The organism is Janthinobacterium saanense, from assembly GCF_014200675.1.
In the GTDB taxonomy this organism is placed as follows: domain Bacteria; phylum Pseudomonadota; class Gammaproteobacteria; order Burkholderiales; family Burkholderiaceae_D; genus Janthinobacterium.
The window spans coordinates 96,751-109,716 of sequence record NZ_JACHCI010000021.1 but is presented as its reverse complement, the minus strand read 5'-3'; the positions used below and the strand labels follow the sequence as shown (position 1 = coordinate 109,716).

The window sequence follows — 12,966 nt, the reverse complement described above, 5'->3', positions numbered from 1 at the left end:
CCTCCCGCAGTTGCGCTTCACTTCGCTCACTGTGGTCAGCTCGCGGCGGGACTTGCACCCGCAGGAGTGCGCCCATGCTGGGCGCACCAAAAAAAATGCCGCTCAGTCTGAACTGAGCGGCATCAATATCCAGGCAGGGCGAAAATCGTAATGCCTACAGGAAGCGGTCGAGGATCTTGCGGGTGTTCTTGTCGATCTCGAACATGTCGCGTATCAAAAAGTGGATGCCGTGGTTATCGGCGATCAACAGCGAGGTGGCGCCGATGCGGCGGATGTCTTCCTCGCCTTTCAGCACGAACTGGGTCGGACCACGGTCCGTTTCCACCTGCCAGGTGCAGGGCGTGGCGTAGCTGCTGACGCTGACCACGCGTGAAATCTCGGGCATGAATTCGCGCCCTTCCAGTTCTTCCTTCACCAGCGTGCGGGCAGGTTCCGGCAAAGTGTCGACGTGATCGATCCACGCCACTTCCTTGCCGTCGCCCTGGACCAGCGAAATGCCTTCATCGGGCGACTGGATAGGGAAGGCGCGCACGGGCGCCACTCCGTGGTAGACCTGGCCGTCTTCGGCCGTCATCACCAGCTTGCCGAAATTGTCACGCGTCAATGTAAATGTGGTGCTGGCCATGCTTATTCCTTGTCTTCCAGTGCGAGTTCGGCGTTGCGCGCCTGCGCTTCATAGAGGCGGAAATAGGCGCCCTCTTTCGCCATCAATTCATCGTGGCTACCCACTTCCACTACCTGGCCACGGTCCAGCACCACCAGGCGGTCGGCCCGGTGCAGGGTCGACAACCTGTGCGCGATGGCAATCGTCGTGCGGCCCTGCACCAGGTTGTCCAGCGCCTTCTGGATCTCTTTTTCGGTTTCCGAGTCCACCGACGACGTGGCTTCATCCATGATCAGGATGCGCGGATCGATCAACAGCGCGCGGGCAATCGAGATGCGCTGGCGTTCGCCGCCAGACAAGCCCTGTCCCCGTTCACCGACCATGGAATCGTAGCCTTGCGGCAGGCGCAGGATGAATTCGTGGGCGTGCGCGGCGCGCGCGGCGGCGATGATTTCCTGGCGCGTGGCGTGTGGTTTACCGTAGGCGATATTTTCAGCGATGGTGCCGAAGAACAGGAAGGGCTCTTGCAGCACCAGGCCGATATTGCGGCGGTAGTCGGCCACGGCGAACGAGCGGATATCGACGCCGTCAAGCAGGATCGCGCCTTCCGAAGCGTCATAGAAGCGGCAGATCAGGTTGACCAGCGTGCTCTTGCCCGAACCGCTGTGGCCCACCAGGCCGATCATTTCACCGGCCTTGATGTTGAGCGTGATGCCACGGTTGACGGCGCGGTTGCCATAACGGAAACCGACTTCGCGCAAGTCGATCCGGCCTTCGATCTTGTCCAGCTTGACCGGGTTGGCCGGTTCCGGCACGCTCGACACGTGGTCGAGAATGTCGAAGATGCGCTTGGCAGCCGAGGCCGATTTTTGCGTCACGGAAACGATGCGGCTCATGGAATCGAGACGGCCATAGAAGCGCGTGCTGTAGGCGATGAAGGCGGTCAGCACGCCGACGGTGATTTCGCCGCGCGACAATTGCCAGATGCCGAAGCACCAGATCACCAACAAGCCCATCTCGGTCAGGAACGATACGGTCGGAGAGAACAGCGACCAGACTTTATTGAGCTTGTCGTTGACGGCCAGGTTGTGCGCGTTGGCTTCGCGGAAGCGGGCAGCTTCGCGCTTTTCCTGGGCAAACGCTTTGACTACGCGGATGCCGGGAATGGTATCGGCCAGCACGTTGGTCACTTCGCTCCACACGCGGTCGATCTTTTCAAAGCCGGTGCGCAAACGGTCGCGCACCAGATGGATCATCCAGGCGATGAAAGGCAGCGGCGCCAGTGTCATCACGGCCAGCCACGGGTTCATCGACCACAAAATGGCGCCGGTCATGATGATCATCAGCACGTCGGAAGCGAAATCGAGCAAATGCAGCGACAGGAAGACGCAGATGCGGTCACTGCCGCTGCCGATACGCGACATCAGGTCGCCCGTGCGCTTGCCGCCAAAGAATTCCAGCGACAGCTTCATCAGGTGTTCATAGGTGGCCGAACGCAGGTCGGCGCCCATGCGTTCGGAGACGATCGCCAGGATATAGGTTTTCCACCAGCCCAGCAGCCAGGCCAGCAGGGCTGAACCCAGCAGGCCGCACATATAGTAGACCACCAGCCAAGGATCGATATGCTTGCCGTTTTGATACGGAATCAGCACATTGTCCATCAGCGGCGCCGTCAGATACGGCGGGATCATGTGGGCGCCAGTACTGAGCAGCATCAGGAAGAAGCCCAGCGCCAGCTGGCCACGATAGGGATGGGCAAAGCGCCACAGGCGCAGCAGGGTCCAGGTAGATGGCGGCGTGTGCAGCACCTTGGCGCAGATCGGGCATTCTTCCTGGTCCGGCTCCAGAGGCGCCTTGCAGCTGGGGCACACTTCCTGTTCGGCTTCCACCACCGGCTGCCCCGTCAAATGGCTGTCGAGGCGTTCGACGAATTGCTCCAGCACGCGGATCGCATGCAGGTTCTGCCCCAAAGTAAAGCGCCACGACGCCAGGCGGCCGTGGTCATCGAGCAATTCCAGGTGGCCGACACCGGCGTGGTCATGATGCGTCAGGCGCAGGCCGGGACGGTAAGACCAGCTTTGCCACGCGCTTTCGCCGGGTGCGCGCGCTAACAGACGCTTCTCGGTAACAACTATTAAGCCTTTTGTGAAACGTAATCGTGCATCGAGGTCAACCTCAACGCTACTTAAAACGTTCTCCCCTGGAGAAAGATTCTTTTCCACTTCCGCCAGCCACGTTTCTGGCAATGTTGTCGGTAACGAGTTGGCAGGAATGGTTGTTGCAGGAACACTCAGTTCAGTTGTCATCGTAAAGCATACTCCGGCTCAAGGCCTGGCCCTCAGGGGCGGGATTTTGGGGGATGGGGCTTCGCCCGATCAATGTTTGTATTCTTGTATTGCGCGGTGGCGGCTGGCGGAATGCCAGGGCAGTTCCTGTATTGTATCGAATGGATGCGTGCCGATCAGAGTTTGACTAGGCAAAGACGCAAGAAATAATCAGACACCGCTGCGCTTTTGCAAGTATACAACAGCTCGCTGTTGCGTAAATGCTGGTTATTCTGGCAAAAACACTATCTTTATAACAATGATGACAATAAAAAATAGCAACTGGAGTCAGAATACAATAAGCAAACGCGACAAAAGGCCGCCAAAAGTGGCACACTGCGCATACCCGGGATAAAGAACACAGCACGAGCCTGAAAAGTCTCTGTAAGCCACCCTATAAAGTATCTGGCGCCCAGACGCCTGGCTTGTTATCAAGAAACCACTTACATGATCAAGAAGAAGAACATCGATTTTCTCCGCATTACCCATTTGCGCGGCCCCAACATCTGGACCTACCGCCCGGTGATTGAAGCCTGGGTCGATATCGGCGAACTGGAAGACTCTCCCTCCAACACCCTGCCCGGCTTGTACGAGCGGCTGATCGCCTGGCTGCCAGGCTTGATCGAGCACCGCTGCGGCGTGGGTGAACGGGGCGGCTTCCTAGAACGTCTGCGCGATGGCACCTGGGCCGGCCATGTGCTGGAACACGTGGTGCTGGAATTGCAAAACCTGGCCGGCATGCGCACGGGCTTTGGCCAGACACGTTCGACCAGCCAGCGCGGTGTCTACAAGATGGCGTTCCGCACGCGCGAAGAGCAAGTGGGCCGCGCTGCCCTCGACACTGCCCGCACGCTGCTGCTGGCCGCCATCAACGATGAAGCCTACGACCTGGAAGCGGCCCTGGTGCCGCTGCGCGACATGGTGGACTCGCGCTGCCTCGGTCCGAGCACGGCTTCCATCGTCGATGCCGCCACCGAGCGCCGCCTTCCTTCGCTGCGCCTGAACGACGGCAACCTGGTGCAACTGGGCCATGGCGCCGCGCAGCGCCGCATCTGGACGGCTGAAACCGACCGCACCAGCGCGATTGCCGAAGGCATCGCCAGCGACAAGGACCTGACCAAGTCCCTGCTCAAATCGTGCGGCGTGCGCGTGCCCGATGGCAGCCTGGTGCGCAGCGCCGAAGCGGCCTGGGAAGAAGCACAGGACATCGGCCTGCCCGTCGTACTGAAACCATACGACGGCAACCATGGCCGTGGCGTCTCGCTGAACCTGATGACCGAAAGCGACGTAAAAGCCGCCTACGACCTGGCGGCGCGCAAGGGCGACAGCTCGGCCGTGCTGGTGGAAAGCTTCATCACGGGCGACGAACACCGCTTGCTGGTGGTCGGTAACAAGCTGGTCGCCGCGGCCAAGGGCGAATCCTTGTGGGTCGATGGCGATGGCGTCTCGACCATCCTGGCACTGGTCAACACGCAGATCAATACCGACCCGCGCCGTGGCGAAGGCGAAGACTTCCCGCTGGGCGTGGTCAAGCCGCATGAATCGGGCGAAGTCATCCTGGAACTGGAACGCCAGGGCATGACCGCCCTGTCCGTGCCGCAAGCTGGCCAGAAAGTGCTGATACAGCCGAACGGCAACGTGGCCATCGACGTCACTGACGAGGTACACCCATCGGTCGTGCATGCCGCCCTGCTGGCCGCGCGCGTGGTCGGCCTGGACATCGCCGGCATCGACCTGGTCACCACCGATATCACGCGTCCACTCGAAGAACAGCGCGGCGCCATCATCGAAGTCAATGCCAGCCCCGGCCTCTTGGCCCACATCAAGCCTGGCGTGGGCAAACCGCGCCCGGTCGGCACGGCCATCGTCGAGCATCTGTTTGCGTCTGACGAATCGGGCCGCATTCCACTGGTCGGCGTCACGGGCACGCAAGGCGCCAGCCTGATCGTGCGCCTGCTGGCCAAGCTGCTCAGCCTGTCGGGCAAGCACACCGGCGCCGTCTGCGGCGAAGGCATGTTCCTCGACCAGCGCCGCGTCACCAGCAGCGATTGCGTGAACTGGGATGCGGGCCAGCGCCTGCTGATCAACCGCAGCGTGCAGGCAGCCGTCTTTGAAAGCAATCCGCGCATGATCCTGGCCGAAGGCCTGGCCTATGACCGCTGCCAGGTCGGCGTGGTCACCGACATGGGCAGCCTCGATAGCGTCAAGGATTTCGACGTGCAGGGTGCCGACGCCTTGTACAAGGTGGTGCGCAGCCAGGTAGACGTAGTGCTGTCGACCGGCGTGGCCGTGCTCAACGCCAACGACGCCCAGGTACTGGAACTGGCCGACCTGTGCGATGGCACGGTAACCCTGTACGCCCAGAACGGCAGCCTGCCCGCCATCACGGAACACCTGGCAGCCGGCCGCCGCGCAGCCTTCGTGCGCGAGCACCACATCGTGCTGGCCGAAGGCGGCATCGAAACCGTCTTGCTGTGCCTGGACTTGCTGAAACCGGCCACCGCCGGCCATGTCGACAGCGTACTGGCAGCCGTGGCGGCTGCCTGGGCGCTGGACCTGTCGGCAGACCTGATCTGCGCCGGCCTGCGCACTTTCGATGCAGCGCCTGGCAGTGTCGGGAATTAAGTCGGCAACTAAACTGAGCCCAGTTTTAAAATAAGCCCCGTTTCGGCCGGGCCCCAAGAACATAACAGGATTAACGGTTTAACTATGGAAGTATCTCGCGTACGGGCCTTGCGTGGCCCTAACCTCTGGAGCCACGACACTGCCGTGGAAGCCATTGTGTCCTGCACCACGCAGGAACTCGACATCGCCCAATTGCCTGGATTCGAGGCGCGCCTGCGCAACCTCTTCCCGCAACTGAGCCCGCTGCAGCCACTGGGTAACTACAATGCCGCGCCAATGGCGCAAGTGCTGGAACTGGCGGCGCTGGGCCTGCAGGCGCAAGCCGGCTGCCCCGTCACCTTCAGCCGCACCACGCCTACACTGGAAACCGGCATCTTCCAGGTGGTGGTCGAATATTCGGAAGAAGAAGTGGGCCGATTGGCGCTGAACCTGGCGCAGCAGCTGTGCCGCGCCGCGCTCGACGACGCGCCGTTCGACTTGCCCGGCGCCCTGCAGCAATTGCAGGACCTGGACGAAGACGTGCGCCTGGGCCCATCGACGGGCGCCATCGTCAACGCCGCCGTGGCCCGCAACATTCCGTTTCGCCGCCTGACCGAAGGCAGCCTGGTCACTTTTGGCTGGGGCAGCAGGCAGCGCAAGATCCAGGCCGCCGAAATGGACGGCACCAGCGCGATTGCCGAAGCCATCGCGCAAGACAAGGAACTGACCAAGAAGCTGCTGGACTCGGCCGGCGTGCCGGTGCCGCAAGGCCGTGTGGCGGTTGACGCCGACGACGCCTGGGCAGCGGCCTGCGAAATCGGCTTGCCGGTGGTCGTCAAGCCAAAAGACGGCAACCAGGGCAAGGGCGTGACGGTCAACGTCACCACGCGCGAACAGCTGACGGCCGGCTTTATCGCGGCGCAGGAATTCCGCGACGACATCCTGATCGAACGCTATCTGCCGGGCCATGATTTCCGCCTGCTGGTGATCGGCAACAAGATGGTGGCGGCAGCGCGCCGCGACCCGCCACAAGTGGTGGGCGACGGCCAGCACACAGTGCGCCAGCTGGTCGATCAAGTGAATCAAGACCCGCGCCGTGGCAGCGGCCACGCCACCTCGCTGACGAAAATCCGTTTCGACGACATCGCCCTGGCCAGCCTGGCCAAGCAGGGTTATGTGGCCGACTCGATTCCGCCGGTCGGCCAGCGCGTCATCCTGCGCAATAACGCCAATCTGTCGACCGGTGGCTCGGCGACCGACGTCACTATCGACGTGCACCCTGAAGTGGCAGCGCGCGCGGTAGCCGCCGCGCACATGGTGGGCCTGGACATTTGCGGCGTGGACGTGGTTGCCGACAGCGTCTTGAAACCGCTGGAAGAACAGAATGGCGGCATCGTTGAAGTCAATGCTGCACCGGGTTTGCGCATGCACCTGGCGCCTTCGTTCGGCCGGCCACGCCCGGTCGGCGAAGCGATCATCGCGGCCATGTTCGAAGAAGGCGATGACGGCCGCATCCCGGTCGTCGCCGTCACGGGCACCAATGGCAAGACCACCACCGTACGTTTGATTGCCCATTTGCTGACGGCTTCCGGCCTGCGCACGGGTATGACGAATACGGATGGCGTGTATATCGAAGGGCGCCAGATCGACAGCGGCGACTGCAGCGGCCCGCGCAGCGCACGCAATGTGCTGCTGCACCCTGACGTCGATGCCGCCGTATTCGAAACGGCGCGCGGCGGCATGCTGCGCGAAGGCCTGGCCTTCGACCGCTGCCAGGTGGCAGTGGTGACCAATATCGGCGCCGGCGACCATCTGGGCCTGAACTACATCACCACCGTGGAAGACCTGGCGGTATTAAAACGCGTGATCGTGCAAAACGTGTCCGACAGCGGCGTGGCCGTGCTGAACGCCACCGACCCGGCGGTCGCCCGCATGGCGAAAAACTGCAGCGGCTCGGTGACTTTCTTCGCCGCCGACAAGAGCCATCCGGTGATGGCCGCGCACCGCGCCCAGGGCAACCGCGTAGTCTACGTGGAAGACGGCAAGCTGGTGGCCGCCGAAGGCAAGCAGCGCCATGAAATCGCGCTGTCGCAAGTGCCGATCACCCGTAACGGCGCAATCGGCTTCCAGGTTGAAAACGTGATGGCCTCGCTGGGCGCTGCCTGGGCCGTGGGCCTGGACTGGGATGCCATCGCCAGGGGCTTGAAATCGTTCGCCAACGAAAACGACAATGCGCCCGGCCGCTTCAATGTGTTCGATTACAGGGGCGCTACCCTGATCGCCGACTACGGCCATAATCCGGACGCCATCCTGGCGCTGGTGCAGGCGGTGGAAAGCATGCCGGCCAAGCGCCGCTCGGTGGTGATCAGCGGCGCCGGCGACCGCCGCGACGAAGACATCCGCCAGCAGACGGAAATCCTCGGCGCCGCCTTCGACGACGTGCTGCTGTACCAGGACCAATGCCAGCGCGGCCGCGCCGATGGCGAAGTGGTGGCCCTGCTGCGCCAGGGTTTGACGGGCGCCAAACGCACCAGCCATATCGATGAAATCAATGGTGAATTCGTTGCCATCGACAAGGCTTTGGCGCGCCTGGGCGAAGGCGATCTGTGCCTGATCCTGATCGACCAGGTGGAAGAAGCGCTGGCGCATATCGCCCAGCGCGTGGCAGAAGCGTAAGCGTTCCTGCCCCATATGACGGCGCCCTTGCGGCGCCGTTTTTTTTGTCGGGGCGCACGATACATGGTGCAAAAATCTGGTCAAAGTTGATCTGGCTCAATATCAAACGACAGCTCCCACCTAAGCTGATGGCTAGCCAGGAGGTGCCAATGGGCAATATTTTTACAGTCGACAGCACGCTATTTTCCCCTGATATCCCCGCACGGCTGGACATGCGTACGGCCGCACTGGTCGAGCATGCGCTGGCCTTGCAGGAAATGGCCGGCACGGGCGCCGCCGCCCTGTTCCTGCATTGCCACGACGTGGGGCTGGAGATCGCCTTGCGCATATTGACCACCGGACCGCGCCGGCAAAGCACCGCCCCCCATTTGTTTGCCCGTTTGCGGCCCAGGACTGGCAACAGCCGTGATGCACCGCACTATTGATGCAACATCGCATGTTTCAAGTGACAGTACCGCCCTCCAAACTCACCGAAAGCAGCCCATGAGCCATGTCTTCCACCGTAGCCTGAGCAGCAACTACCCGATCGCCACCGGCGGCGATGGCCCCTATCTGATCGATGCCGATGGCAAGCGCTACCTGGACGCCTGTAGTGGCGCGGCCGTCTCATGCCTCGGCCATTCCGATGCAGCCGTGATCGCCGCCGTGCAGCGGCAAGTGGGTCGCATGGCGTATGCGCACAGCGCCTTTTTCAGCAGCCAGCCGATGGAAGAGCTGGCCGACTTTTTAGTGGCTAGAGCGCCGGCCGGCATCGACAGTGTGTATTTCGTTTCGGGCGGTTCGGAAGCGGTGGAAAGCGCCCTGAAAATGGCGCGCCAGTATTTTGTCGAACGGGGCCAGCCGCAGCGCCGTCACCTGATCGCGCGCCGCCAGAGCTATCACGGCAACACCCTGGGTGCGCTGGCCACCGGCGGCAACGCCTGGCGCCGCCAGCAATTCGAACCCTTGCTGATCGGCGTGACCCACGTGGCGCCCTGCTATGCCTGGCGCGACCAGCAAGTCCATGAAACGGATGGCGATTACGTGGCGCGCCTGGGCCAGGAGCTGGAAGACAATATCGTCGAACTGGGGCCGGAAAACGTCATGGCCTTCATCGCCGAACCCGTGGTCGGCGCGACTGCCGGCGCCCTGCCCGCCGTGGCCGACTACTTCAGGCATATGCGCGCCATTTGCCAGCGCCACGGCATCCTGTTCATCCTCGATGAAGTCATGTGCGGCATGGGCCGCACGGGCAGCCTGTTCGCCTGCGAACAAGAAGGCATCACAGCTGACCTGATCTGCATCGCCAAGGGCCTGGGCGCCGGCTATCAGCCGATCGGCGCCGTGATGGTGTCAAAAGATATCCGCGACACCATCCGCGCCGGCACCGGCTTCTTCCAGCACGGCCATACCTACATCGGCCACGCCACCGCCTGCGCCGCCGCACTGGCCGTGCAACAACAAATCGAACAACGCGATTTATTATCGAATGTGCGGGACATGGGTGACTTGCTGCAGCAGCGTTTGCGCCAGCGCTTCGGCGGCCACCCCCACGTGGGCAACATCCGTGGCCGGGGCCTGTTCCTGGGACTCGAACTGGTGCGCGAGCGCGGCAGCAAGCAAGCGTTCGACCCCGCGCTGCGCCTGCACGCGCGCATCAAGGCGCAAGCCATGCAGGCGGGACTGATGTGCTACCCCATGGGCGGCACCATCGACGGCCTGCACGGCGACCACGTACTGCTGGCGCCGCCCTACATCATCGACGCCAGCCATGTCGAAGAAATCGTCGACAAGCTGGGGACAGCGATCGATACCAGCCTGGCGTAAATCTTCTCTTCAGCCGCGCCCGCTTGTTCCCACCGTGGAAATCAGGCTGGCGCCGCAACTGGTCTTGTGGCCGTCAAACGCCACGGGCACACCGTCGATCAGCACATTGGGGTCTCCCTCGGCAATGACGCAGCGGTCGTGCCCCCGTATAGGACAGCTGCAGGCATCGCCCTTGCGCGCCACCGCCAGACCCAGCACCGTGGTCTTGGGCGCCGCCCCCGCCACCTTGCCGCCATGACTGGTGGGATCATTCAAGCGTATCACGCCGCGCATGGCCTTCTCCTGTGAATGTTTTTCATTGCGAAAACCCCTGCTGGTATTCCCGTGCATCATGGCGCAGCCCCCACCATGGCAGATAGGCATAGTTGCCGCTACGCGCGCGGAACCACGGCTTATCGGCCTGTATCGGCCGCACTACCGCTGGCGGCGCCACCACCAAGGCCACAGGCGCAACCAGGTCGCTGGTGCCGGCCACCAATACCGGCTTGCCGAAGTGATGCGCATAAGCGATCCCCAGCGCCACACTCGTCAAAGCCGTGCCGGCGCCTGTCTCGCCCAGCAAGGCTGGCATATTGAAGCTTTGTTTCAGGAAATCGAATTCCGGCAATTGCATGGTCAGCGTTTGCGCCAGCGGGCCGATACGGTCCGAGACATCCTTGCTGGTATTGCCCGCATCGTGGATCACATAGCCGATATCAGTCTCCGGCCGATTAATCTTGCCGGCCGCCTCGCCAATCGCCGCCGTCCACGCCTGCACAGAACGGGAAGGCTCGCCCTGCTTCGCTTCGAATGCACTCACGTTTTTCGTGACCGGATAGCCGAGCCAGGCCAGCGGCGCCCGCTCCGTTTGATAGTCAGGCCCGGCCAGCACCAGCAGCACCAGATTTTCATTGATCTGCCTATCCTTGGGCCGGCTGGGCGCATCCCAATTCATGGCCCAGACGGTTTCTTTCGGATGCTGTTGCAGGTAATCGAGGGCGGCGGACAGTGAAGTAAAGCCCGCGTTGGGGCCACCCATGGTGACGCGGACATCGGGCGGAGTTGAACGGGTCCACAGCGTAGGTGAATAGACATTGCCGATGCTAAAAGTATTGGCGACATATTCACGGACGAAATCTGCTGCTTCTACCGGGTCGAGCTTGCCTTCTGGCAGTGCATATTCGATATGAATACCGGCCAACTCACGCCAACGGGACTTATTTTTAGCAGAGTGAACGTTATAGAAATATTCTGGATCTGAGTAATAAATATCATGGAACAAATTCATTGCTATACGAATGTATTTCCTATGATAGCCTCGAAACGTTTCAGCTCCCTCATTTCCAGCAGCGATAGACCCGATACTCTGTAACTTTAAATATTTCTCAGGTTTTTCTCTGACCATATCATCGTCCGGATTTGGCTGCGCCAGTCCCAAGGTCCATAACAATTGCCACTCAGTCGGATAATCCTTGCGCTGCAAAGGATTCAACCATTGCAAGCCAACCACTTGCGCCATGAACGGGCCGCTGCTTTTCATGTCATCGCGGGCAGGCATCGATGCACAAGCACCGAGTAAAAGAAAAACGAGAATGCCGCTCAGCGCTTTCATTGCGAAAACCCCTGCTGGTATTCCCGTGCATCATGGCGCAGCCCCCACCATGGCAGATACGCATAGTTGCCAGTACGGGCTCGGAACCATGGTTTATTCGCCTGTATCGGCCGCACTACCGCTGGCGGCGCTACCACCAAGGCCACAGGCGCAGCCAGGTTGCTGGTGCCGGCCACCAGCACCGGTTTGCCGAAGTGATGCGCATAAGCGATCCCCAACGCAACATTGGTCAAAGCCGTACCGGCGCCCGTCTCGCCCAGCAGGGCTGGCATATTGAAACTTTGTTTCAGGAAATCGAATTCCGGCAATTGCGTGGTCAGCGTTTGTGCCAGCGGACCGATACGGTCCGAGACATCCTTGCTGGTATTGCCCGCATCGTGGATCAGATAGCCAATGTCGGACTCTGTCCGGTTGATCTTGCCGGCCGCCTCGCCAATCGCCGCCGTCCACGCCTGCACAGAACGCGAGGGCTCGCCCTGCTTCGCTTCGAATGCACTCACGTTTTTCGTGACCGGATAGCCGAGCCAGGCCAGCGGCGCCCGCTCCGTTTTATAGTCAGGCCCGGCCAATACCAGTAGCACCAGGTTTTCATTGATCTGCCTATCCTTGGGCCGGCTGGGCGCATCCCAGTTCATGGCCCAGACAGTTTCCTTTGGATGCTGTTGCAGGTAGTCCAAGGCGGCGGACAAGGAAGTAAAACCGGCGTTGGGGCCACCCATGGTGACGCGGACATCGGGGAGCGTGGAGCGGGTCCAGAGGGTGGGGAAACTGGGGTTGCCTATGCTAAATGTACTACGGACATAATCCTGTAAAAAAGCGCCTGACTCCACCGGATCAAGCTTGCCTTCTGGTAGCGCATATTCGATATGGATACCGGCAAGCTCACGCCAACGGGACCGGTTTTCAGCCGAGTGAACATTGTAGAAATATTCAGGATCTGAATAGTAAACACCGTGAAAAAGATTTATTATCTTTCGAATGTACTTTCGATGATAACCAACAAAAGTCTCTGAACCCTCATTGCCAGCGGCGACAGGAGAGATCGCCTGTAATTTCAAATATTTTCCGGGCTTTTCTCTGACCATATCGTCGTCTGGATTTGGCTGCACCAACCCCAAGGTCCACAACAACTGCCATTGTGTTGGGTAATCCCTCCGTTGCAAGGGGTTAAGCCATTGTACGGCTACTACTTGCGCCATATAAGGCGGCTTAGCAGTTTCAGAAGATGCAACGCTAGCATTCGAGGGCGTAGTCGCCGATACGCGTAAGCGCGCGCAAGCAGCTAAAAAAGTTAAAGCCAAAAATGAAATCAATGCATATAGGAAAAGGGTTTTCAACATACCAGATTCTCCATTATCAAT

At 60.9% G+C, this 12,966-nt stretch carries 9 protein-coding genes; 4 read left to right on the top strand and 5 right to left on the bottom strand.

The features are described from left to right. Nucleotides 1-154: 154 nt before the first annotated feature. Nucleotides 155-625, bottom strand: a complete 471-nt coding sequence (locus HDE72_RS22965) for a cyanophycin metabolism-associated DUF1854 family protein (RefSeq protein WP_183746373.1) — start codon at nucleotides 623-625, stop codon at nucleotides 155-157. 2 nt (nucleotides 626-627) lie between these two features. After that, on the bottom strand, nucleotides 628-2,910 hold the full coding sequence (locus HDE72_RS22960; RefSeq protein WP_183746370.1) for a cyanophycin metabolism-associated ABC transporter: 2,283 nt from the start codon (nucleotides 2,908-2,910) through the stop codon (nucleotides 628-630). Nucleotides 2,911-3,375: 465 nt separating this feature from the next. Here HDE72_RS22960 and HDE72_RS22955 point away from each other — a divergent pair, with 465 nt between their 5' ends. The 4 genes from HDE72_RS22955 to HDE72_RS22940 all read left to right on the top strand — a co-directional run bounded on the left by HDE72_RS22955 (nucleotide 3,376) and on the right by HDE72_RS22940 (nucleotide 10,014). Beyond that, nucleotides 3,376-5,553, top strand: coding sequence for a cyanophycin synthetase (locus HDE72_RS22955; RefSeq protein ID WP_183746355.1), 2,178 nt, complete (start codon nucleotides 3,376-3,378; stop codon nucleotides 5,551-5,553). An 84-nt stretch (nucleotides 5,554-5,637) separates the two neighbouring features. Beyond that, complete coding sequence (gene cphA, locus HDE72_RS22950; protein WP_183746352.1) at nucleotides 5,638-8,208, top strand: cyanophycin synthetase; 2,571 nt, start codon at nucleotides 5,638-5,640, stop codon at nucleotides 8,206-8,208. A 149-nt stretch (nucleotides 8,209-8,357) separates the two neighbouring features. Then, a complete protein-coding gene (locus tag HDE72_RS22945) occupies nucleotides 8,358-8,633 on the top strand; it encodes a hypothetical protein (RefSeq protein ID WP_183746348.1) in 276 nt (91 codons plus the stop codon). Nucleotides 8,634-8,691: 58 nt separating this feature from the next. Further along, nucleotides 8,692-10,014: an aspartate aminotransferase family protein gene (locus HDE72_RS22940; RefSeq protein ID WP_183746345.1), complete on the top strand. Its 1,323-nt coding sequence runs from the start codon at nucleotides 8,692-8,694 to the stop codon at nucleotides 10,012-10,014. Nucleotides 10,015-10,023: 9 nt separating this feature from the next. Here the strand turns inward: HDE72_RS22940 and HDE72_RS22935 are convergent, their stop codons facing one another. The 3 genes from HDE72_RS22935 to HDE72_RS22925 are packed head-to-tail and all read right to left on the bottom strand — an operon-like array spanning nucleotide 10,024 to nucleotide 12,945. Continuing rightward, nucleotides 10,024-10,287: a PAAR domain-containing protein gene (locus HDE72_RS22935; protein ID WP_183746342.1), complete on the bottom strand. Its 264-nt coding sequence runs from the start codon at nucleotides 10,285-10,287 to the stop codon at nucleotides 10,024-10,026. A 22-nt stretch (nucleotides 10,288-10,309) separates the two neighbouring features. Continuing rightward, nucleotides 10,310-11,605, bottom strand: a complete 1,296-nt coding sequence (locus HDE72_RS22930; RefSeq protein WP_260176873.1) for a hypothetical protein — start codon at nucleotides 11,603-11,605, stop codon at nucleotides 10,310-10,312. Next, the gene (locus HDE72_RS22925) at nucleotides 11,602-12,945 is read right to left on the bottom strand and encodes a hypothetical protein (RefSeq protein WP_260176872.1); all 1,344 of its coding nucleotides are present in this window, start codon (nucleotides 12,943-12,945) and stop codon (nucleotides 11,602-11,604) included. The genes HDE72_RS22930 and HDE72_RS22925 overlap by 4 nt, the downstream gene beginning before the upstream one ends. Nucleotides 12,946-12,966: the final 21 nt, after the last annotated feature.

What these genes read in the sequence shown, in the direction of transcription:
- HDE72_RS22965 (WP_183746373.1), bottom strand. Translation starts at nt 625, where the DNA reads ATGGCCAGCACCACATTTACATTGACGCGTGACAATTTCGGCAAGCTG.
- HDE72_RS22960 (WP_183746370.1), bottom strand. Translation starts at nt 2,910, where the DNA reads ATGACAACTGAACTGAGTGTTCCTGCAACAACCATTCCTGCCAACTCG.
- HDE72_RS22955 (WP_183746355.1), top strand. Translation starts at nt 3,376, where the DNA reads ATGATCAAGAAGAAGAACATCGATTTTCTCCGCATTACCCATTTGCGC.
- cphA (WP_183746352.1), top strand. Translation starts at nt 5,638, where the DNA reads ATGGAAGTATCTCGCGTACGGGCCTTGCGTGGCCCTAACCTCTGGAGC.
- HDE72_RS22945 (WP_183746348.1), top strand. Translation starts at nt 8,358, where the DNA reads ATGGGCAATATTTTTACAGTCGACAGCACGCTATTTTCCCCTGATATC.
- HDE72_RS22940 (WP_183746345.1), top strand. Translation starts at nt 8,692, where the DNA reads ATGAGCCATGTCTTCCACCGTAGCCTGAGCAGCAACTACCCGATCGCC.
- HDE72_RS22935 (WP_183746342.1), bottom strand. Translation starts at nt 10,287, where the DNA reads ATGCGCGGCGTGATACGCTTGAATGATCCCACCAGTCATGGCGGCAAG.
- HDE72_RS22930 (WP_260176873.1), bottom strand. Translation starts at nt 11,605, where the DNA reads ATGAAAGCGCTGAGCGGCATTCTCGTTTTTCTTTTACTCGGTGCTTGT.
- HDE72_RS22925 (WP_260176872.1), bottom strand. Translation starts at nt 12,945, where the DNA reads ATGTTGAAAACCCTTTTCCTATATGCATTGATTTCATTTTTGGCTTTA.